Here is a 21903-nt window from a genome sequence, read left to right as displayed (position 1 = left end):
CCATAGTTTTAATATTACTTATATTCTGATTATTATCTTCTGTTTCTGTTAGTGTTTTTTTAATAAACTATTAATTAACAGAAAGGGGACTATATGATGAATACTGAATCAGTTAACTTGCGCAAATACTGCGCTCCTAAAGGAATTGAATTAAATACAAAAGGGTGGGTCCAAGAGGCAGTTCTTCGTATGTTAATGAACAATTTAGATCCAGAAGTGGCAGAACATCCAGAGAAATTAGTTGTATATGGGGGAATAGGGAAAGCAGCACGAAATTGGGATGCCTTTGATCGTATTGTATCCACTTTAAAAGATTTAGAAGAAGATGAAACATTATTAGTACAGTCAGGCAAGCCTGTAGCTGTTTTTAAAACTCATAAAGATGCACCACGTGTTCTTTTAGCAAATTCAAATATTGTTCCGGCCTTTGCGAATTGGGAGAAGTTCCATGAACTTGATAAAAAAGGATTGATGATGTATGGGCAAATGACAGCTGGCAGCTGGATTTATATCGGAAGTCAAGGTATTGTACAAGGTACATACGAAACATTTGCTGAATGTGCGAAACAACATTTTAATGGTAGTCTCGAAGGTACCATAACTGTAACGGCAGGATTAGGTGGGATGGGTGGAGCACAGCCATTAGCCGTTACAATGGCAGGTGGCGTGGTCATTGGAATTGATGTTGACCGAACACGCATCGAAAAACGAATTGAAACACGCTATTGTGATATTGTGGTAGAAAGTTTGGACGAGGCAATTAAAATAGCTAAAGAAGCAAAAAAAGAAAAGAGAGCGCTTTCTATTGGGTTAGTTGGAAATGCTGCTGAAGTGCTTCCTCAAATGATTAAACGCGGCTTTATTCCAGACATTGTAACGGATCAAACCTCGGCACATGATCCATTAAATGGTTATCTACCAATTGGATTAACCCTATCGGAAGGAGAAACATTACGTAATCAGTATCCAGAGGAATATGTAAGAAAATCTAAGGCGAGTATGGCTGTTCATGTTCAGGCTATGTTAGATATGCAGAGAGAAGGAGCCATTGCTTTCGACTACGGAAATAATATTCGTCAAGTAGCATTAGATGAAGGCGTAAAAGACGCGTTCAACTTCCCAGGTTTTGTACCTGCTTATATCCGTCCTCAATTCTGTGAAGGAAAAGGACCTTTCCGTTGGGTAGCTTTATCAGGTGATCCAGAAGATATTTATAAAACAGACGAAGTTATTTTACGTGAATTCTCATATAATACTCATCTTTGTAACTGGATTAAAATGGCGAGAGAAAAAATTGAATTTCAAGGATTACCGGCACGTATCTGTTGGTTAGGATATGGAGAACGTGCACGATTTGGAAAAATTATTAATGAAATGGTTGCATCTGGGGAACTTTCAGCACCTATTGTTATTGGTAGAGATCATTTAGACGCGGGATCTGTTGCTTCACCAAACCGCGAAACAGAAGCGATGAGAGACGGCAGTGATGCTGTAGCAGATTGGCCTATTTTAAATGCCCTAGTTAATACAGCTGCAGGGGCAAGCTGGGTATCCGTTCACCATGGTGGTGGCGTAGGTATGGGATATTCTCTTCATGCAGGTATGGTTGTAGTGGCAGATGGTACGGAAGATGCGGCTAAACGCCTTGAACGCGTATTAACAACAGATCCTGGTATGGGCGTAGTTCGTCATTTAGATGCAGGCTATGAATTAGCCATTCAAACAGCCAAGGAAAAAGGCATGAACATTCCAACATTAGACTAAAAGAAAAGGAGTGAGCATTATGTCATCTATTACGTATATTAAACGTGCCTCACAACTGATTACAGTTAGAGGCGGAACTAAAGAACCAAAACGTGCTCAAGATATGTCCGATATCGGTATTATCGAACATGGCAGTGTTGTAGTGGAAAATGGGTTGATTACATTTGTTGGATTAGATGTTGAAGCAGAACGCTATGTTCATACGTTGAATGGACATATAAATACGATTGATGCTTCAGGAAAGATTGTTACTCCAGGTCTAATTGATGCTCATACTCACATTGTGTTTGGGGGAAGTCGTGAAAAGGAACTAGAGATGCGGTTAAACGGAGCTAAATATATTGATATCCTAAAAGCAGGCGGAGGAATTCTCCAAACAACAACAAGTACCAGAGAAGCTACAGAAGAACAAATGATCCAGGAAACCTCCAAACGCCTGAATCGTTTTCTACAATATGGAGTTACGACGATTGAAGCGAAAAGTGGATATGGTTTGACACTGGAAGATGAATTGAAACAGCTACGAGCAGCAAAAAAGCTAAACGAAAAACACCCTGTTGATTTAGTTTCTACCTTCATGGGAGCTCATGCTGTTCCAGTTGAATATAAAGAAAATCCAGACAAATTTGTTCGTTTAGTGATAGAGGAAATGATTCCAAGAGTTGCAGAAGAAAATTTAGCTGAATATTGCGATGTTTTTTGTGAAGAAGGAGTTTTTACAATTCAACAGTCGGAGCAAATTCTCGAGGCAGGAAAAAGGTACGGTTTAAAACCAAAAATACATGCGGATGAAATTGTTCAATTTGGCGGTGCAGAACTTGCAGCAAAAGTAGGGGCTGTTTCAGCCGACCATTTATTACAGGCATCCGATGAAGGTATTAAACAAATGGCGAAAAGTGGTGTTATTGCAGTCTTGTTGCCAGGTACAGCGTTCTTTTTAATGGAGAAGCCTGCGAATGCAAGAAAGATGATTGAAGCTGGAGTTCCGGTTGCCCTTTCAACTGATCGTAATCCAGGGTCATCACCTACTGAATCCTTACCTTTTATTATGAATCTAGCATGTCTTACGATGAAGATGACGCCAGCCGAAGTCCTAACAGCATGTACAATTAATGCAGCTCATGCCATTGGAAGAGCTGATGAAGTTGGAAGTATCGAAGTAGGAAAGAAAGGGGACCTTGTTTTATTTGATGCACCGAATTATCAAACGTTGCAATATAACTATGCAGTGAACCTTGTAGATACTGTGATTAAAAAAGGGCAAATGATTGTGGAAGGTGGGGTTTTACGTGACGTACCCGTACCCACAACTTAATCGTCCCTCTTTTCATTGGGAAAGACAGCGTTCAACTGAACCTAAGGTAAGTGATTGGATCGAGACTTTTGAAGTGCAAGATGAAATAGATTTTCAAGCTGTAGATGTAACCGTTTTGGGAGTCCCTCTTTCGAGATCTTCTATTAGTGCCTCCGGGGCAAGTGAAACACCCCTTGCCATGAGGCAACTATGGAAATCGTTTAATCCGTATCACATTGAATATGATACGGATTTGACCTCCTTATCGGTTTTAGATTTAGGCGATGTCAAACAGCATGTAACAGATATTTCACTTTCTCATCAGTATATTAAAGAAGCAATGATTTCAATGCGGAAATATCACCCCCATACACTGCCTATCATGTTAGGGGGAGATCACTCGATTACGGCTATGTTAGTAAAAGGCTGGAAAGAGTCGCATCCAGAACAACGTATAGGGATTCTTCAATTCGATACACATTTCGATTTACGCAGTTTAGAAGATAACGGACCCTCAAATGGAACACCCATTCGAAACCTAATTGAGAGTGGTACAGTTGAAGGCAAAAACGTTTGGAATATTGGCCTGCATGGGTTTTATAACTCAAAATCTCTCAAAGAGTATGCAGATACCCACAAGGTTAATTACGTGACCTTACTTCAAGCTAGAAAAACAGGGATCTCTAATACAGTTGAAAAAGCCTTAGATGATTTAGCCAAGAATGTGGATGTCATCTATCTAACAGTAGATATGGATGTTCTTGATGTGGCTTATGCCCCTGGTGTACCAGCAGGAACAACAGGAGGAATGAGAACGGATGAATTATTTGAAGCCATATACATTGCGGGCTCACATCCATTAGTCCAAGCAATGGATATTGTATGTTTAGATCCCTTACGCGATAAATCAGGAATTACTGTTAAAGCAGGAGTTCATGTATTCTTGAATTTTTTAACAGGCTTTGCAAATAGAAAATAAACTATTAATTTCCTTATCCTTTTGAAAGTAACAAATCTCTAGCGATTTGTTATGAAACTTTCTTTCTCAGGAAGAAAAGTGAAAAAATGAGAGAGGAGAGAAGTAATTAATGAAAAACAATTATCGCTACTTTATTATTTTTATGATTGTTATTATAACCATTATAAATTACATAGATAGAGGAGCACTTTCATACGCTCAGGCTGAAATTATTCAAGAATTCAACTTAAATCCAGTAAGCTGGGGAGCGATTTTGGGGTATTTTGGCTATGGTTATATTTTCGGTGCACTGTTCGGAGGAGCGTTGGCAGATAAGAAAGGTCCTAAGTTTATGTGGATTCTTGCTGGAACCACATGGTCTATATTTGAAATTGGGACAATATTTGCTGGTCACTTAGGTGCAGCGTTCTTTGGGGGTTCTGCATTAGCTGGTTTTGCGGTATTTCGTGTTTTGTTTGGACTAGCTGAAGGACCTACTTTATCTACAATGAACCGAACGATGGCAAATTGGGTATCTCCAAAAGAAAAAGGTTTTTCTGTAGCACTTGGCTTAGTTGGAACTCCAATTGGAGCATTAGTCACCGCACCTATCGTAGTGGGCCTTTTAACGTTTACTAATTGGAAGGTAACATTTATTATTCTTGGTCTGTTGGGTTTTGTTTGGGTATTAATATGGAGAAAAATATTTACAAATTTACCTGAAGATCATCCGAGAGTTTCACAAATTGAACTTCAAAAAATTCGAAGCACAGATAGTTTAATAAAAGGTGAATCACAATTAGAAAAAACAAACTCCAAAAATGTTCCTTGGTATTATTTTTTTAAAAACCCTACACTAGTAATGAATGCCATTGGGTACTTTGCATTTTTGTATGTCAATATTCTATTACTCACTTGGACTCCAAAATATTTGCAAGATGAATTTAATTATTCTTTAGCATCGCTTTCATATATAGGTATGATTCCATGGGTAGGTGCTATTGTTACAGGACTAGTAGGAGGGAAAATTTCGGATAAGTTACGTGAGAAAACTGGCAATTTGCGTATAGCTAGATCTTGGTTCACAGTGGTTTGCTTATTTTTTACAGCTATTTGTTTTATGCTAATCCCAACGGTTGGAAGTGCGGCCTCAGTACTTTCATTAATGTGTATAGGTAATGCCTTTAATTACCTACCTAATTCGATCTATTGGACAGTTGTTCTTGATACAGAACCCAATAAAGCAGGAACTTTTGGGGGAGTAACTCATTTTATTGCAAACCTGGCTACTATTATCGCTCCTACGCTAACAGGAGGCCTTGTTGCGACACATGGATATAATGCTATGTTTACTGCTGCTGCCATTGCCGTAATAATTGGAATGGTATCTATGATATTTGTAAAACCAGGACAACGAAGTCATATATCGGATATGCCTAATGAGGAAAATATCATATTATAGTAACCATTATTCTTCTATAGGAGAAAGATCTTCTATCAAAAAGAGATACCTAATTTGAGAACGAAGGAATATAAAACCATGAAAATAAATAGCTGTTAACAAACATGCTTCTTAATAAAACAATAGTTTTGTTCTACTCTACTACTCAGATATCGATCTACTTTATTGTATGCTTTTAGACATATATTTTCTTTTATCAACTTATTACTACAGGATATCCAAGATTTTCATTTATCAATATCACACAAATTTTTGAAACATAAGAAAAAGCCAAGGCTTTCTCAAAAAAGCGCTTGGCTACTTATTTATTCCTTCATTTACTTTGAACTTTGGTTAAAATCTTACTTAGTTAGATTTTCTGAGAGTAAGTAAATGGAGAATACAATTAATACAAGCTCCTTTTCAAGGTATTACCAATAAAATTATTAGAATATTACTCCAGTTGAAGGAGAGGTAAATTTCTTATGGCGGAACACAAATTTAAAATGGATGATGCTCCACTTAATAAGTTTCATTTAAAGATTACTGCACTTACTTTTGGGTCTAATTTTACCGATGGTTATGCTCTTGGTATTATTGGTATAGCTCTTGCTCTAATTGGACCAGAAATGAAACTTAATTCCATGTGGGAAGGGCTAATAGGCAGCTCAGCTTTAATTGGCCTCTTTTTAGGAAGTCTAGTGCTTGGAGGGTTATCCGATCGTGTAGGTAGACAGAAAATATATTTGTTTAATTTTCTAGTAGTTGCCATTGCCTCTGTTCTACAGTTATTTGTAAACGGTCCAGTAGAGCTATTTATTTTACGTCTAATAATAGGATTTGCTCTAGGGGGTGATTATGCGGTAGGCTCCACCTTACTTGCAGAATTTGCGCCTAGAAAATATCGGGGTATCTTACTAGCTTCTTTAAATGTACTCTGGACAGTTGGGTATGTTGCTGCGACCATAGTCGGCCACTATTTAGGTTCAAATGACAACGAATCATGGCGATGGATGCTTGCTACATCGGCAATTCCTGCAGTTATCGTACTGCTATTAAGAATTGGTACACCTGAATCACCAAGATGGCTTATTAGCATGGGACGTAATGAAGAGGCACGCAAGATTGTTAAAAAATACATTGGGGTGAATGCAGAAATTGATGAAAAGATAACAGAGCATCAGCAAAACCAAGGATACCTATCACTTTTTAACAAACAAATTTGGAGGCGCACTACTTTTGGAGGGATATTTTATGTTTGCATTGTTATTCCTTATTTCGCTATTTATACCTTTTTACCTTCAATATTAAAAAACATGGGATTATCTGAAAATTTTACAGTAGATCTTTGGCTAAATATATTTCTAATTGTTGGATCGTTGGTTGGACTTTGGCTTATGGAAAAACTTTCTCGGAGAAGTTTTACCATTGGAACGTTTGCATTGATGACCCTAAGTTTATTTATGCTGAGTATTTTACAGAGGCCTGATATTTTACTTATCACTTTGTTTTTAATGTTTACTTTCATTATATCAGCAGCTTCGAATCTAACATTGACATATCCTGCTGAACTATTTCCAACTGAAATACGCGGGTCGGGAGTAGGTTTTTTGACAGCTTTCAGCCGGATCGGATCTGCTGTTGGAACGTTTCTACTGCCTTTGAGCTTAAATAATATGGGATTAGGTGCAACAATGATTGGAATGTCCGCGATTTTATTATTAGGTACTATTGTTTCAATTATGTGGGCGCCTGAAACAAAATCTCTTTCTCTAAGTGAAGCAAGTAACCCTTTAGATGATAACCCTTTACATGTAGAAGATAAGACAACCCTAAACTCTATGAATCGTAAAGCTTAAACAAAATAAGGTCAGCTTTTGCTCTCTTATATAGACATTAGATTCTAAAAGGTTAGCACTGTAGAGAGGGAAAGCTGACTACAGAAATTTACTAATAAAAATTAATTTCAGATTAAATACCATCACATTGAGGAGGAGTAACCTTGATTGAAGTAAGAGAAACGAAAGTAGTAATTGAAGACAACCTTACCATTAAGGATCTGGTAGCAGTAGCTAGGCATCATGCTTCTCTAGAACTCTCTGAGAAAAGGAAGAAGTGTATTATTCAAGCAAGGAAATTAGTGGAGAGATTTGTAGAAGAGAATCAAGTTATCTATGGAATTACGACAGGTGTAGGAGAAAATTCAAAAGTTAGAATTTCAACAACCGAGTCTAAAGAAATGCAAAAAAAATTAATCATGAGCCATGCTTGTGGGGTAGGCGAGCCTTTAAAAACAGAACAGGTCAGAGCTATTATGGTTATGATGATTCAAAACTTTTCACAAGGTTATTCAGGTATAAGACTAGAAACAGTGGAGGCTTTAATTAAACTATTAAATAAAGGAGTTACACCGATTGTTCCTAAAGAAGGATCTTTAGGTTATTTAAATCATCAGGCTCATATTAGTTTAGTTCTTCTTGGAATGGGTGAAGCGAAATACAAAGGGATAGTCATGAGTGGAAAAGAAGCCCTTCAGTCCATAGGTATTTCTGAACTTGAATTGCATGAAAAGGAAGGACTTTCTCTTATTAATGGAACAGTTGATATGACAGGGATTGGAGCCTTAGCAATTTATGATGCTATGAATTTGCTCAAATCTGCCGACATTATATCTATGATGAGTTTTGAGGCTTTGCGTGGAACCTACTATGCGTTCGATCCAAGAATTAGCCAAGTGAAGCTTCATCCAGGACAACAAAAAACAACTTCAAATATACATAAAATTATTAATGGAAGTAAAATTGCTGAGACATTTAAGGAGTATAGAACCCAAGATGCCTTAAGCATTCGATCAATTCCTCAAGTGCACGGAGCCTGTAAAGATGCTATGAACTATGCAAAGGACGTGGTGGAGAGGGAAATGAATTCAGCAACTGATAATCCTCTGATTTTTCATGAAGGAGAAAAAGGGGTTGCTATATCTTCTTCCAATTGTCATGGTGAAGCAGTAGCTTTAGCTATGGATTTTTTAACAATTGCTATCTCGGAGTTAGCAAATATTTCTGAAAGAAGGGTTTTTCGACTTTTATCCCCTCAGCATAGTGAATTACCTCCTTTCTTAGTTGAGAAGAGTGGGGTGAATTCAGGGTATATGATCTCACAATATGTGGCGGCAGCATTAGTCTCTGATAATAAGGTATATTCCCATCCATCTTCAGTCGATTCGATCCCTACAACAGCAGGACAGGAAGACCATGTCAGTATGGGAACATCTGCTGCTTTGAAAGCATTGAAGGTTATTTCGAATACAGAGAAAGTCCTTGGAATTGAGTTGATGTGCAGTTCTCAAGGTTTAGATTTTCTAAAGCCTTTAGAATCAGGAAGAGGTACAGAAGCTGCATATCAGTTACTTCGACAGCACGTTCCGCCACTAAAAGATGATCGAGTCATATCAGAAGATATAAACCAATCGGAAAATTTAATCCATGCAGGAGCACTGGTTAAACAGGTAGAGATACAAATAGGAGAGTTGCAAGTCTAAAAAAGAATTGATAGGAACTATTTCTCTACTTAATATAATATCTCTTAACTGAATCTATGTAATGAAGAATCCTTGGGATAGTGAATTTCCACCAAGGATTCTTTTTCCATGTATATGCTAGTTCCTATAAAAAAGTAGGGTATTGTATTCTTTTTTATCTATATACTCCATAAAAAAACCCCTTGTAAGGCTTGTTATATCTAGATAAAACAATCTTCCTAGAATTAAGATAATGATTCATAATAACTAAGTTACTCTTTATAGTAGTATCCATGACAACTTTCATTAAATTAATACTTGTTTTAATCAATTATTAAACTTCCTCTCTATATTTTTAAATTACAAAAAGTAAGAATATATTTATATATATGCTGTAACCTACCTGAAATAGTATCGTTATAAAAAGAAACACTACTGCCTCATTATTGTTATAAAGATATGTTACGATTCATTAGGTCGGTATGGCATGTTTCATCATGCATTTCAGCTCGTAAAAAGATTCTTCTTTCCTTGTCAGGAGAAGGGAGAAATCTTTTTACATTTATCAATTTTACCCACTATCTATCCATACCAACCTACATGCAAACATAACTTAGAGGTTTACTTTCATACATGTTAGAATCTATCTTTTGTTTGCGCATATTTTTATATGTGTCTTTTTCTTTCTCCTATCTGATTTCTTATTCCATTTGCTTAAAATTAGATAGGAGCTTTTTTTGTGGGCTACATTTTTAGCATTCTAGGTTAAGTTTATTCTAATCTCACCAGAAGAGGGCTGTTTTATCGGCTTTGCTTCCCTCTGTTGTTTAGTAGAACTCTTATATTTCTCCATCAGTTCATGAATACTTGCTACTTGAATAATCCGTATATGCTCTGAAGACACTGCATACCGAACAGGCGTAATCAGAATAACCGAAGGGAAGATAGGTGATCGACCTTCTGGTTGCCATTGCAAGTCATTCCACTCATCCGAAAAGAAAAACTCCTCATAGAGGTTGACCTTCGCCTGCATCTTCTGTTCCGAATACTGATTTCTCTGAATTTCAATCCAAAACGGAGATCCTTTAAAGATACAAAAGAGATCAGGTTCAATGCCTCCTTTTCGTCCTGTGGGCTTATCTTCGACAATAACCTGTTTAGGGGCACTATACGTACACATTTGTTTATAGATATCTAGAATTGAAAGGAAATGTAATATTTTTTGAGAGTTCTTTTTAATCTTCGCATCCACAGGTAAATATACCGTCGGAGAATACTGCTGAGTGCGTTCAATCAGCCCTAATCGATATAAACGTATCATCACACTATTACAGGCATTAATAGGCGATTTGAGCTGTTTAAAGAACAGTTCCACTAATGAGTCTCGATCTACAGCCCGAAACTGATTGATAAACCCAATGATGTCTTTATCACGCTGAGATAACCGAAAGCTCATCGCTGTTCCTCCTTCTCTAATAATCCAAAGATAGGCTGTGATACGACCTCCAGTTGAGGTTCAGAATCTTTTACCCGTGTTTTATAAGGAGAAAGCATTTCCTTACACGCTTCTTCATCTAAAAAATATGCTTGAAACTCTTTGACTTCATCAATTTTAATTTTCATACGCCCCCTGGCTGCGGCATCAATTTCTTCTGCTCCTAGCACTCCTGCAACCTTTGCATTCGTGGCATCGGCTTGCCGACCCGAAATCCTCACACGTAAGTTCGCCTTTAATGCTGAATTTAATAAGTCCGCGTCAGGACGCTGCATCGCAATAATGGTATGAACGCCTAACGCACGGCCTTGGCTGGCGAACTGTTGAATCATCTCTACAAGGTCTGTTTCTCGCTTAATAATGCTCATCTCATCTACAACTACAACAATACGAGGTAGCTTAAAGGGAAGTCGACTAATGTGTGTGACGCCATGCTCTAACAGTAAATCACCCCGTCGATACATTTCGGCTCGTAACAAGGCAAAAGGTTTTCGCATGTCTTTCGCTTCAAAACAAAGCGCATCCACATGCTCAATCCCATGAAACAGCCCTAAATCAGCTCGCTTGAGATCGACTAATACTAATCGCAGATCATCAGGCGACGTATATTTCACCCATGTTGTGAGGATAACGCGCATGAGACTGCTCTTTCCGGCTCCAATTTCGCCAGATATCAATAAGGTTTCTAAATCGGCAAAATTCCATGAAACAGGATTTCCATAGATATCTTGACCAATGCATACGGGAAGCTCCATTTTCTCAATATGAGAATGAATGACTTCATACCTATAATTGAGCATCTTAGGTAGGCTTTTGTGATGAACCGTAATACTAAAGTTCTTTAAGCTGCCATTCACTTCAATATTGCTGCCTAATACTTGGCGTAACGCCCATCTCTTTTTGTTTAAAAGCTCAGGATCAATCCCATTTAGTAAGGAAAAGGCGTACCGAGTGTACGTACGATGGTTATCGATTTGATGAATTTTGGGAAACAGATAGGAGGTACGATCTCCACGTTTAACCATCCGGTAAATCTCTGCCGTACGAAACGCTTTTATCAATTGGCCACGCATTTTGAGTTTTTCAAACATGAACATTCCTCCTCAAAACATAAAGGTCGCAAAAAAATAAATCAAGGCGCTATAGAAGGTGACAGGCAAGATAAAGTACACCACCTTTGCGAACTGATCCACAAGATCAATGACACCCCATCGCTCTAATATTCGTTCGATAATGGCAATCCCTAAGACAATCCCCCCTATGGTCAGAATAGTGGGGTCAAGCATAGCTAGTGGACTAAACGGAACAAAGGAGTAAGCCCTGAAGGGACGAGGTCTCGTAAGAGATGGTTTGTGAGATGGAGGAAAGATTTTTTGAAAGGTAAATCCTTTTGTTTTTCTCATGTTGATACCTTCTTTCATTCATTCAATTTTTGGTCCTTGATTTATGCATAATTTCAGCTCAACGCATCCGGTCGCCCCCTTCGCCTCTTCGGCTCAGCTCCCTTACAGGTTCCATGAAGAGCGTCATTACGCATACAAAGCTTGTATTAACGCGGTAGCGATGCTGTACTATATACTAATTAGGTATTGGAGTTATAATTCTTTAGATACTATGTAGCTACTGCAGCAAGCTTGCCTGTCCACTCAAAAATAAAAAAGAACCCTTGCTGCAGTAGGGGATCAGTAGATGGTGATGTAAGAGGTGCTTGACTTTTATATGCTGGGGGTTGTCCTAGTGGTTTATTTTTTTATGAAATAGACAAGAAATCGCAAGATGTCCTCCATTTAAGAGTGAAGCTAAACAGCATAGCTTTAATTGAAGTACATATTTTGTAATCGTATTTTCTTAGATAAATAATTATGATGTTTCATATAAAAAAGGGAACACCTGCTAACGAGGAAGTTCCCTTTTTATTAAGCTAGATAAAAATACATCAAAACAAAGATTAAAGAAATAGGCTACGGTGGGGGGCAAAGTTTTTTTCAACCGACCACTGTTACATGATCCATAGGAGTTGCATTGAATAAATAGGGCTAGCTATCAACACCTACGATTAAAATGTTGTATTCGCAGCTCCACCATACTACTCCAGAATTAATCATAACTCCTTGATGGCCTAGCCTCTATAAACACTAGCACATGTATCAGGTTTTGGTTCATAATAACAATGATTTTTAAATTGACCAGATGCAGGTTGACCGTACCATGTTGGGGGGCACGGGGCATGTGGATTAAAATACCAAAGAGCAAATTTCGCTGGATGTTGTCTCCAATAATCCAAATTCTTCTTTGCTAATCTTCTTTCAACACCTCTCGCTCTTTGATAAAATACATTTCCTTTTTGAACAGCTTCAAACGAATAATTCCCCCCCTGTACTTGATAAATGACTTGTGAAACGGTTCTTAAATTTTTAAAGTCTATACAATTTGCTGCAAGACGATTAACAATTACATTTCCGACATATAACATCCCTAGTCTTCCTTCACCTTCAGCTTCTGCTCGCATCATCCTTGCCATTAAGTTAATGTCTGCACTTCGATAACTTACTCTTGCCATTTACTCACCCCCAAAATATAGTATGAAAAAAAGCCTCTATTGATGTCAGTGTTTATAAGATAGCAATGCTTAGTTTTTACATATCATCGCGCATATTTAATCATTACCATTAAATAAATAGATACTGATTACCAAACGAAGTAGTTATTCTTTTGATACTAAGTAGCTACCGCAGTAGGTGATGATTAGATGGTCATAGAATATGTGCTTGGTTTTTATAAGCTGAGGATTGTCCTAGATAATCAAAACCTAGTTTAACTATATGGATAATGTGTGTTATAAAAATATAAATAACTGAAAAATGAGAAATTTTATTCGTTAAGTAAAAAGCAGTATAAGAAAGGCCTCTTTTTGTTAGTGGTCTTTAAACGAAGTGTTTGTCATTCAAATAAGTGAGCAAGCAAAGAATATGTAATTTTATTATTTGTTGCTAAATTTATAAAAAACTATTAGAAGGAAGTATCTGTGGCAAAAGTAGACGAGCAAAAAATCAACTATATAATGACTGCATTAGAAAAACTTCAGTATGGATCATTAAATATTACGATTTACAATGGAGAAATCACTCAGGTAGATTGCAGTGAAAAGCATCGATTTAGATTGCCTGATAAGCAGCTTTCTCGACGTAAAGACGGTGCAAGTTTAATTACGTCACATAGGTAAAGTTTGAGGACTAACATAGCCTATTTTTTGAGCTCGATACATTTGTACGCCAGAAAATAAAGATATCTTGACCAATATGGATAGCAGTATAAAAGACGTCTGTCTATCTGGATCTAGTATTTTTAAATCTTCAGTTGTTCATAAAGAACTTAGGGGGAGATGAGATAAAAATACGAGTAGGCACTATGGTCCTATTTAAAGGAGAAGAGTACCGAGTTGTATGGATCTACGACAACGCTACATGTGAGATTAAGAAAATGGATGTGTTAGGTAAAGTGGAAATTGCAGCAATCTCTGAATTGAAAGTTGTTTTGGATTGTATAATAGGATAAAAAGGCACCCTATCTAAAAAAAGATAAGGTGCTTCTTTTTATGTACTTAGTAATTTTCCTTCATGCTCATCATGGATGTCATCATTTCATTGCACTTGTGCATTTTAGACATTACCTGGTCCATGTCCATATTCATCTCCATATTCATATCGCATGCTTTATCCATCATCATTTTCATGTTATTCATTTCACACATCATTCTTTCCATACACGTCATCATCATCATATTCATACACATTTTTTCCATCTTCCATTCCTCCATATTGAGTAGTTTTTGAATAAAAAGGAAAATAAAAAGCGCTTAAAAAGTTCCTTATCTGTATTTAATAATTGAGTGCTTACAGAGACATGGAGTACCGTGTCGTGTAATTCAAATTACTATCATACTGAAGAACCTTTTTAGCGCTTCTTGTCATCAAGTCAGCTTTTCCTTTTTTATACAAGTGTAATTATATAACCCCAATTTATTACTTACAATCTTTTTATTACCTAATTTATATAAAATTTACAATTTAACTTAAAGTTAATATATTACTATTACATTTACACTCTACTAAGCTACTCTGCAATCCATTGTACGTTGATTACACTGGACTTATAAGACTTATATTAACGCAGTAACTCTAACCGATTACTAAATGACGTCATAAATAACCCTTCAGATGCTATGTAGCTACTATAGTGAGCTTATCTACCCACTTAAAAAATAAAAAAGAACCCTTACTGCAGTGGGTGAAGAGTAGGTAGTTATGTAAGATGTGCTCGTTTTTATAGGCTGGAGGTGGACCTAATAAAGATGTCCCAATGTCTACAGTAGAACTTAATACAACACAATAGCATAGTGAAAAATCGTATACTTCAGATCCTGCAAATGAACAAAGACAACTATATAAAAAAGAGAAGACTAAAGCCTTCTCTTTTTTACTCGGACACCTATGATTAAATAATTTGTTCATTGGACATTCCCCATAAACAAATACTGTATTGTGGAAGAATATAGATCTAAAGTCATTATGGTCACATCTTTATATATTATTTAGATATAGACTCTTTTAAAGCTATTTTCAAAAATTCTATATATACCAGAATCTCTTCTGGGAAGGATACATCATTACGTTTTACCAAGCCTACTTGAATTAAATTATTTTCCTTCAAGGGAATTGAAATAATATTCGAACTGATATAATTAGAGCCCACCCATCCTGTTCCTAAATTATATCCATTTGTATTCGATAGTAAGTTCATCATGCTTCCTCTATCCTTAAGGTATACTACCTTTGCAATACCTGACATATCGATAGATTCTTCGGCAAAATAGAGCATTAAATCATCTTTTTGATAGGTTAAAGAAGGATAGTCGTGTAATTGCTCCAGGGTAATGGATTTAAGATGAGCTAAAGGATGCTCCTTCCGGAGATAAACGTGTTGAGTTAAAGTAGCAAGAGGAATAAAATTTAGTGATTTCGATGCGAAATAGCGCTCAAAAAAGGAGCGATTTAGATCAGTCAAAGATAAAATTCCAAGAATACTTTTATTTTTATAAACATCGTCAATTACATCAGTGGTCTTTCCTTCTCGAATCGTCAGTTCATATTTCCGTTCAGCAAAGTAATCCATTAAGTTCGCAAAAGCCTCTATGGCAAAACCGTAGTGTTGAGAAGAAATAGAGAACTTTGTTAAGTCTGCTTTCTTTTCTTTATTAAAATGATAAATTACGGACTCCATTTGTTCTAAAAACATTTTAGCGTAAAATAATAATTCTGTACCATCTTTGGTAAAGACAACACCCTTATTTATCCTATCTAAAATAGTAATTCCTAGTTCTCTTTCCAGGTCCCTCACGGCCTTGCTAATACTTGGTTGAGTCACATAAAGCGCAGACGCAGCTTTACTCATAGAATTGTGCTTGGCAATCTCCACTATATATCGGAATTGTTGAAGTGTCATATCTATACCTTCCTTTTTTAATGAACAGATGTTTTGTTATAACTTTATTCTATAGCACGCAGTTAAAAAGTTCAATTTTACGTTTTAAATGACGCGCTTTAAAATAGATGTAGATAAACTTTGTATTGAAAGGAAGGAAAAGATGATAAGGGAAGCAACTAAAGAAGATTTAATGGACATCCTAGATATATATAATGATGCAATTCTTAATACTACAGTTGTATATACTTATAAACCTGAAACTCTTGAAGACAGAGCTGTTTGGTATAACCAAAAGATAGAGCAAGGTTATCCAATATTAGTATGTGAACAAGACAACAGAGTAGTTGGATTTGCTTCATTTGGTCCTTTTAGGGCATGGCCTGCCTATAAATATTCAATAGAACACTCTATATATGTAAATAGGAAATATAGAAGAAGAGGAATTGGAGCTTCTTTACTAAAAGAATTGATCACAATTGCAACTGAAAAAGGGTATATGACGTTAATTGGTGGAATTGAAGCAACAAATGAAAAAAGCATTATAATGCATAAGAATTTTGGTTTCACTCATTCAGGAACAATAGAGAAAGCAGGATTCAAATTCAATCAATGGCTTGATTTAGCATTTTATCAGTTATTACTTAATGGACCTGAAAACCCTATAGAAGATTAAAAAACATACTAACTACAAAGGAAGAATTAACAACAATGAAAAAAATAAGCTTAATTGTAACAGCATTATTTATATTAATTTTGGCTGCTTGTGGAAACAAAACTGAACAAGACAATAAAACAATTGTAATTGGGGCTGCTAATGTACCACATGCTGAGATTTTAGAAAAAGCAAAACCATTATTAAAAAAACAAGGATTTGATTTAAAAATCAAGGTATTCCAGGATATCGTGATGCCTAATAAAGCACTGGCGGATAAGGAAATCGATGCAAATTATTTTCAACATGTACCATACCTTGAGAGTGAGAATAAAGAAAAAGGATATAACTTAGTAAATGCAGGTGCTGTTCATATTGAACCATTTGGAATTTATTCTAAAAACTATAAAAAGGTATCAGATATCAAGAAAAATGCTACTATTCAAATCAGCAGTAATTCTGCAGACCAGGGAAGAATTCTAATGCTATTAGAGAGAGAAAATTTAATTACCTTTAAAAAGGGAGTAAATAAAGTTACAGCGTCTATCAAGGACATCGATAAAAACCCAAAAAATATTACATTTAAATCTCCTATTGACCCTGGGCTGTTACCTAAAGCTTATGAAAATAACGAAGCTGATCTTTTTGCAATTAATACTAATTATGCTTTAGATTCTGGTTTAACTCCTAATAAAGATGCTTTAATCTTAGAAGGATCTAAATCCCCTTATGTTAACATTGTTGCTGTTAGAAAAGGAGACGAGAATTCGAATAAGATTAAAAAGTTAATGAGTGTATTACACTCTAAAGAAATTCAAGACTTTATTACAGACAAATATAAAGGAGCTGTCCTACCTGTTACTAAGTAAATGAATGTAGCCTACCATTAGGCAGCAACTTTTAGCCAATATGTACAACAGAAAAAACACTCACTGAAATTGGTGCAGTGTTCTTTCCTGTTTCTATATTAGATATACTGTCTCACTTTCCTAAGTTGAGTGAAAATCTAGAACCGTATTTAATATATTATGTTTCTAAAGATTAACCTCTAAACTATACGTACATCAGTTATGTCTATACAGCTCTCTATTATGGGATGAAGATAACGTTGACGTTAAAGTTAATTTTATTTATGATTAGTTAATGTAAAAATATATATACCAATCACTCGTTGCCAAATCCGTAGTTGCAGCGAAGCTATGGAAAATGCGCAAAGGTGAAGATCCGGGTATTCTTGCTGCATCTAGTGGAATAGCAATTAAACCTGATTTCTGTAACACTATATAGCATGAGTTCCTGGTTTAAACACGATTCATTAATTAAATATTTCGAAGAGAAAAGAAATATCGATGAGGTGTAAAAAATGATTAATCTATATACGACAACAAGTTGTACTTCTTGCCGAAAAGCAAAGGCTTGGCTTGAGGAAAATCAAATTGATTATATTGAGAGAAATATATCACATGATCCTCTTAAGGAAGATGAAATCAAAAGCATTCTTAGCATGACAGAAAAGGGTACAGATGAAATTATTTCTACAAGGTCAAAGATACTTCAAAAGTTAAATATAGAGATAGATACACTTTCGTTACAAGAGCTATATAAATTGTTAAGGACCCATCCTACTATACTTAGACGACCCATTATACAAGATGAGAAAATGTTGCAAATTGGATATAAGGAGGAGGAGATACGAGTTTTTATTCCTCGGAGACTTCGTACCTTCACTATTATAGAACAGTCAGCAGTAGGTAATCATTAGAGGGTAATAGAAGAGCAATCAACGGATACCTTAACTTCTAAAGGAGATTGTAATAAGGAGCATTGGCAGTGTAGTAAGGCATATATTTCAGATTCTAAAAATGAGTAAACACAACTACATCTACATAAAAAAGAGAAGGGAAACCTCCTCTTTTTACTATATAATCATCTATATTAAAGGGAACAGGATCTCTATGTTTCTAGTGAATGTTTTTGCACCAGAACCTTACAAATTAACACTGCCCATATCCGGATAACGTTCTCCTGCTGCCACACCTTTTGGGGCTACTTTATTAATACGATAAAGTTCTTCTTTGGATAATTGAATTTTAAGGGCTCCAATATTTTCTTCTAGATATTGAATTCGTTTTGTTCCTGGAATCGGGACAATATCATCACCTTGAGACAGAATCCAAGCAAGTGCCAGCTGTGAAGGCTGACAGTCTTTTTCTCTTGCTAATTCTCTAATTTGATTCACAAGATCTAAATTTTTTGTAAAGTTTTCTCCTTGAAAGCGAGGAGAAAAGCGACGATAATCACCTTCTGCCAAGTCTTCAAATGTTTGAATTTGCCCTGTTAAAAAGCCTCTTCCTAAAGGACTGTAGGCTACAAATCCAATTCCAAGCTCACGGATAACAGGTAAAATTTCGTCTTCGACATCTCGGCTCCATAGTGAATATTCCGTCTGAATAGCCGTTATTTCATGTACTGTATAAGCACGGCGGATCGTTTGAGGAGCTGCCTCAGACATGCCAAGGTAGCGTACTTTTCCCTCTTGAACTAATTCAGCCATCGCACCAATTGTTTCTTCAATTGGAACATTAGGATCTACTCTATGCTGATAATAAAGATCAATATAATCTACTCCTAAGCGGGATAGACTTGCATCACAAGCTTGTTTTACATAGTCTGGATGGCCATTAACTCCTAAAAATGATCCATCTTCCCCTCTTACATTCCCAAACTTTGTTGCAATAATAACTTGATCACGTCGATCTTTAATAGCTTGACCAACTAATTTTTCATTTTGGCCAACGCCGTACATATCTGCTGTATCAAGAAAATTGATACCCAGTTCGATGGCACGATGAATGGTTTTTACTGATTGATCATCATTTCGTCCACTGTAAAAATCAGACATGCCCATACAGCCTAAACCAAGAGATGAAACCTCTAAATCGGATTTTCCAAGTGTTCTTTTCTTCATATTAATCATCCTTCCTGTTTAAATTAAGGTGTAAAATAGTTAAAATTGTCTGAATATAACCAATTTTATTATAATCTAGGATTAAGAAACGAGTAAAGAATAAGGGTTCTGGCGCAAAGATAAGCGGTAACATTAAATAAATAGATACTGATTAATGAGGGAAGTAGTGATTCCTTAGATACTATGTAGGTACCGCAGCAAGGTTGCCTGTTTACTTCTAGAAATAAAAAAGAAAATGTACCGCAGTAGGTGATCTTTAGATGGTCATGGAATATGTACTCTTTTTTCTTACGATTAGTCAATAATTTTTTCTTTGTTTTTTATTGTCTTAGAAGGTAAGGTATATAATAGGGTTTTCATAAAAGTTTGGAGAAAAGTGCCTGAATTTTGGGTATACCAAATAAACCTAGCCAACTTAGATTTTTTTACTAGGACAATGGAATATGTTATTATGTAAAAAACTATGATTTGGTGGCCAACCTGTAATCATAGTTCATATTGTGTGTAATAAGAAAGAAGAGGTTCTTCAAAAGCTTATTCACACAGGCGATAGACGCAACTTTATGACATTTGTTATAGGGGTGCGTTTTTAATTTGTCATAATACTCGACGATATGATTGTGTCCGAAACGTCTTTGTTTAATCATGTTCTGAATGATTATGAACAGCAGTTTTCGCAAGTGTTTATTACCACGCTTATTAATTTTGTCTTTAAAAAAGGTTTTTCCTGACTGAAATCTGCGTATATCAATACCTGCAAAAGCATTCAACTGTTTGTTATTCCCAAAACGGTGGATGTCTCCGATTTCGGCCATTAGGCGGACAGCTGTATTAGATCCAATCCCGGGAAAACTCAGTATCACCTGATACTCGCTACGTTTTTCTGCTAAATGGACCATATCCTTGATACATTGTTCCTTCTGTTGGAGAAGTTCTTGGTAACGTCTAGCATATGACTTTAGTTGTTCGCATAATACATCTGCAGAAGAAACTGCTGGATAGGACTGCTGGGATGCTTCCATTAGTGCCAGTGCTTTCTTTTCTGCGGTCGCTGCTGAGATATTCTTACTTGTATTGGCACGTATTTTATTTTTGATAATTGTTTTTGATAGTCCAAGAACATGATCGGGATGTGGAAACAATTGGACAATATTTAGAAATAATTCAGATTTCCTTGTGAAGAGTTTCTCCAACTCTGGAAACGTCAACTGAATTACTTTATGCATGCGACTGCGTATAACTGTTAATTCATCATCAAGCTCACTATAAAATCTAGAAAGTGATTTTAATTGATGAAAGAGGCTGTCCGTTCCTTGCGTCTCCCTACGGGAGATCGAAAAGTGGGTTAAAGCTAATTTGTGTGCATCACTTTTATCTGTTTTATTAATCCTTAATGAATCGCATTGTTTCTTAGCTTCCAAAGGGTTTAGAACGCAATAAGAGTAATTGTTTTCTTGCATGAAACGTTCTAATTGTCGAGAATATACACCAGTGGATTCAAATACAATATTGGGCTGTTCTCCATACCCTTCAATAAGTTCGTTGATTCGTTCCCTCAACTTCTCAAACTCAGGTTTGGTATGCTTAATTTCACCTTCAAAAATACACTTTTTTAAACCATTATAAATCACTACATAACTCTTACTCATACTCACATCAAAGGCGATTGCATGTTTCATGTTTACCTCCAAATAATTCAATTTCATTGAAGACTTCAGCTTACTCTTATCGATTCCCATTTCTTATACACGATCTCGCTGGATCCAACATACTAAAATCTGATTCAAATAAGGTAAGTGAAGAAGGTCAGTTTTATATACGGATTCAAGATCCCAAAAAGAGCACGACCCATTCTTCACTTCTACTATATAAAAAATAGTAGTGCTAACCAATGCCTTGGTCTGCACTACTAATCTTAGTATGTTTTATATGTTAGGGATTGGTCTAGTCGCCTATATTTTCTATGAAATAGACCAGAGATCTAAAGATGTCCCAACAAGGGCTAAAGTAGAACATAATGAAGAGCAGTGGGAGCATGATCCTAAAGAGAAGGAAATAAAGACAAATAAAAAAAGAGAAGGTTTTATGAGGCCACTGAAAAACTTTCGTTTTTTAACCTCATATCAGTATGGCAAAATAAAAAGGAGACTTTCTGTTCATTCATGAACGGAAAGTCTCCTTTCTTTATGTAACTTATGTAACTTTTCACTTTGTTTCTTTCAATAATGTCATAATTCGTTTTAAATTGAGGGCAAATATGGTCATGGCTCCTTGCATTTCCATACCTAAGAGACCCGAGGAAATTGCAACATCATACCCGTGTCTAT

At 36.1% G+C, this 21903-nt stretch carries 20 protein-coding genes; 12 read left to right on the top strand and 8 right to left on the bottom strand.

What is annotated here, in order from left to right; genetic code table 11:
- The first annotated feature begins 93 nt into the window (after positions 1-93).
- The 6 genes from hutU (at position 94) to hutH (ending at position 8998) form a co-directional block, all read left to right on the top strand.
- Complete coding sequence (gene hutU, locus SB717_RS24995; RefSeq protein ID WP_410905140.1) at positions 94-1764, top strand: urocanate hydratase; 1671 nt, start codon at positions 94-96, stop codon at positions 1762-1764.
- Between the two features lie 19 nt (positions 1765-1783).
- Complete coding sequence (gene hutI, locus SB717_RS24990; protein WP_410905138.1) at positions 1784-3079, top strand: imidazolonepropionase; 1296 nt, start codon at positions 1784-1786, stop codon at positions 3077-3079.
- Positions 3054-4037 (top strand): agmatinase family protein, encoded by a 984-nt coding sequence (locus tag SB717_RS24985; protein ID WP_410905136.1) that lies wholly within the window; start codon positions 3054-3056, stop codon positions 4035-4037. Before hutI ends, SB717_RS24985 begins: the two co-directional genes overlap by 26 nt.
- A gap of 109 nt (positions 4038-4146) precedes the next feature.
- Positions 4147-5478 carry an MFS transporter gene (locus SB717_RS24980; protein WP_410905134.1) on the top strand — a complete coding sequence of 444 codons (1332 nt, stop codon included), beginning with the start codon at positions 4147-4149 and terminating at the stop codon, positions 5476-5478.
- 464 nt (positions 5479-5942) lie between these two features.
- Positions 5943-7316, top strand: coding sequence for an MFS transporter (locus SB717_RS24975; RefSeq protein ID WP_410905132.1), 1374 nt, complete (start codon positions 5943-5945; stop codon positions 7314-7316).
- A gap of 143 nt (positions 7317-7459) precedes the next feature.
- A complete protein-coding gene (gene hutH / locus SB717_RS24970) occupies positions 7460-8998 on the top strand; it encodes a histidine ammonia-lyase (protein ID WP_410905130.1) in 1539 nt (512 codons plus the stop codon).
- A gap of 739 nt (positions 8999-9737) precedes the next feature.
- On the opposite strand, the gene SB717_RS24965 is transcribed toward hutH, so the two are convergent.
- The 4 genes from SB717_RS24965 to SB717_RS24950 form a co-directional block, all read right to left on the bottom strand.
- A complete protein-coding gene (locus tag SB717_RS24965) occupies positions 9738-10433 on the bottom strand; it encodes a hypothetical protein (protein ID WP_410905128.1) in 696 nt (231 codons plus the stop codon).
- Entirely contained in the window at positions 10430-11563 is a 1134-nt protein-coding gene (locus tag SB717_RS24960) for an FtsK/SpoIIIE domain-containing protein (protein ID WP_410905126.1), read from the bottom strand. Before SB717_RS24960 ends, SB717_RS24965 begins: the two co-directional genes overlap by 4 nt.
- Before the next feature lie 12 nt (positions 11564-11575).
- Positions 11576-11875, bottom strand: a complete 300-nt coding sequence (locus SB717_RS24955; protein WP_410905124.1) for a hypothetical protein — start codon at positions 11873-11875, stop codon at positions 11576-11578.
- A gap of 716 nt (positions 11876-12591) precedes the next feature.
- Positions 12592-13032, bottom strand: coding sequence for a cell wall hydrolase (locus SB717_RS24950; protein WP_410904902.1), 441 nt, complete (start codon positions 13030-13032; stop codon positions 12592-12594).
- Positions 13033-13497: 465 nt separating this feature from the next.
- Between SB717_RS24950 and SB717_RS24945 the strand changes: the two genes are divergently transcribed.
- Together SB717_RS24945 and SB717_RS24940 are read left to right on the top strand one after the other, a co-directional pair.
- Entirely contained in the window at positions 13498-13695 is a 198-nt protein-coding gene (locus SB717_RS24945; RefSeq protein ID WP_410905122.1) for a DUF2292 domain-containing protein, read from the top strand.
- Between the two features lie 185 nt (positions 13696-13880).
- Positions 13881-14027 (top strand): hypothetical protein, encoded by a 147-nt coding sequence (locus SB717_RS24940; RefSeq protein WP_410905120.1) that lies wholly within the window; start codon positions 13881-13883, stop codon positions 14025-14027.
- Between the two features lie 46 nt (positions 14028-14073).
- Here the strand turns inward: SB717_RS24940 and SB717_RS24935 are convergent, their stop codons facing one another.
- Both SB717_RS24935 and SB717_RS24930 read right to left on the bottom strand, forming a co-directional pair.
- Complete coding sequence (locus SB717_RS24935; protein ID WP_209152125.1) at positions 14074-14274, bottom strand: hypothetical protein; 201 nt, start codon at positions 14272-14274, stop codon at positions 14074-14076.
- A gap of 785 nt (positions 14275-15059) precedes the next feature.
- The gene (locus SB717_RS24930) at positions 15060-15974 is read right to left on the bottom strand and encodes a LysR family transcriptional regulator (protein WP_410905118.1); all 915 of its coding nucleotides are present in this window, start codon (positions 15972-15974) and stop codon (positions 15060-15062) included.
- Between the two features lie 142 nt (positions 15975-16116).
- Here SB717_RS24930 and SB717_RS24925 point away from each other — a divergent pair, with 142 nt between their 5' ends.
- From SB717_RS24925 to spxA, 3 genes are all read left to right on the top strand, one after another.
- Positions 16117-16629, top strand: coding sequence for a GNAT family N-acetyltransferase (locus SB717_RS24925; protein ID WP_410905116.1), 513 nt, complete (start codon positions 16117-16119; stop codon positions 16627-16629).
- 35 nt (positions 16630-16664) lie between these two features.
- Positions 16665-17477 carry a MetQ/NlpA family ABC transporter substrate-binding protein gene (locus SB717_RS24920; RefSeq protein ID WP_029325524.1) on the top strand — a complete coding sequence of 271 codons (813 nt, stop codon included), beginning with the start codon at positions 16665-16667 and terminating at the stop codon, positions 17475-17477.
- A gap of 494 nt (positions 17478-17971) precedes the next feature.
- Positions 17972-18370 carry a transcriptional regulator SpxA gene (spxA, locus tag SB717_RS24915; RefSeq protein ID WP_274582840.1) on the top strand — a complete coding sequence of 133 codons (399 nt, stop codon included), beginning with the start codon at positions 17972-17974 and terminating at the stop codon, positions 18368-18370.
- Positions 18371-18595: 225 nt separating this feature from the next.
- Here spxA and SB717_RS24910 read toward each other — a convergent pair whose 3' ends face one another.
- Positions 18596-19576, bottom strand: coding sequence for an aldo/keto reductase (locus tag SB717_RS24910; protein ID WP_410905113.1), 981 nt, complete (start codon positions 19574-19576; stop codon positions 18596-18598).
- A 461-nt stretch (positions 19577-20037) separates the two neighbouring features.
- Positions 20038-21255 (bottom strand): IS110 family RNA-guided transposase, encoded by a 1218-nt coding sequence (locus SB717_RS24905; protein WP_410905111.1) that lies wholly within the window; start codon positions 21253-21255, stop codon positions 20038-20040.
- A 250-nt stretch (positions 21256-21505) separates the two neighbouring features.
- Here SB717_RS24905 and SB717_RS24900 point away from each other — a divergent pair, with 250 nt between their 5' ends.
- Positions 21506-21742 carry a hypothetical protein gene (locus SB717_RS24900; protein ID WP_410905109.1) on the top strand — a complete coding sequence of 79 codons (237 nt, stop codon included), beginning with the start codon at positions 21506-21508 and terminating at the stop codon, positions 21740-21742.
- Positions 21743-21903: the final 161 nt, after the last annotated feature.

The sequence above is a fragment of the Priestia sp. SIMBA_032 genome, assembly GCF_046535215.1.
Taxonomy (GTDB): Bacteria; Bacillota; Bacilli; order Bacillales; family Bacillaceae_H; genus Priestia; species Priestia aryabhattai.
The sequence above is the reverse complement of the archived record's forward strand: the minus strand, read 5'-3'. Positions and strand labels throughout refer to the sequence as shown.

Excerpts from the sequence above, each read along its gene's own strand:
- hutU (WP_410905140.1), top strand. The coding sequence starts at position 94 with ATGATGAATACTGAATCAGTTAACTTGCGCAAATACTGCGCTCCTAAA.
- hutI (WP_410905138.1), top strand. The coding sequence starts at position 1,784 with ATGTCATCTATTACGTATATTAAACGTGCCTCACAACTGATTACAGTT.
- SB717_RS24980 (WP_410905134.1), top strand. The coding sequence starts at position 4,147 with ATGAAAAACAATTATCGCTACTTTATTATTTTTATGATTGTTATTATA.
- SB717_RS24975 (WP_410905132.1), top strand. The coding sequence starts at position 5,943 with ATGGCGGAACACAAATTTAAAATGGATGATGCTCCACTTAATAAGTTT.
- SB717_RS24965 (WP_410905128.1), bottom strand. The coding sequence starts at position 10,433 with ATGAGCTTTCGGTTATCTCAGCGTGATAAAGACATCATTGGGTTTATC.
- SB717_RS24960 (WP_410905126.1), bottom strand. The coding sequence starts at position 11,563 with ATGTTTGAAAAACTCAAAATGCGTGGCCAATTGATAAAAGCGTTTCGT.
- SB717_RS24955 (WP_410905124.1), bottom strand. The coding sequence starts at position 11,875 with ATGAGAAAAACAAAAGGATTTACCTTTCAAAAAATCTTTCCTCCATCT.
- SB717_RS24950 (WP_410904902.1), bottom strand. The coding sequence starts at position 13,032 with ATGGCAAGAGTAAGTTATCGAAGTGCAGACATTAACTTAATGGCAAGG.
- SB717_RS24940 (WP_410905120.1), top strand. The coding sequence starts at position 13,881 with ATGGTCCTATTTAAAGGAGAAGAGTACCGAGTTGTATGGATCTACGAC.
- SB717_RS24935 (WP_209152125.1), bottom strand. The coding sequence starts at position 14,274 with ATGGAAAAAATGTGTATGAATATGATGATGATGACGTGTATGGAAAGA.
- SB717_RS24930 (WP_410905118.1), bottom strand. The coding sequence starts at position 15,974 with ATGACACTTCAACAATTCCGATATATAGTGGAGATTGCCAAGCACAAT.
- SB717_RS24925 (WP_410905116.1), top strand. The coding sequence starts at position 16,117 with ATGATAAGGGAAGCAACTAAAGAAGATTTAATGGACATCCTAGATATA.
- SB717_RS24920 (WP_029325524.1), top strand. The coding sequence starts at position 16,665 with ATGAAAAAAATAAGCTTAATTGTAACAGCATTATTTATATTAATTTTG.
- spxA (WP_274582840.1), top strand. The coding sequence starts at position 17,972 with ATGATTAATCTATATACGACAACAAGTTGTACTTCTTGCCGAAAAGCA.
- SB717_RS24910 (WP_410905113.1), bottom strand. The coding sequence starts at position 19,576 with ATGAAGAAAAGAACACTTGGAAAATCCGATTTAGAGGTTTCATCTCTT.
- SB717_RS24905 (WP_410905111.1), bottom strand. The coding sequence starts at position 21,255 with ATGAAACATGCAATCGCCTTTGATGTGAGTATGAGTAAGAGTTATGTA.
- SB717_RS24900 (WP_410905109.1), top strand. The coding sequence starts at position 21,506 with ATGTTAGGGATTGGTCTAGTCGCCTATATTTTCTATGAAATAGACCAG.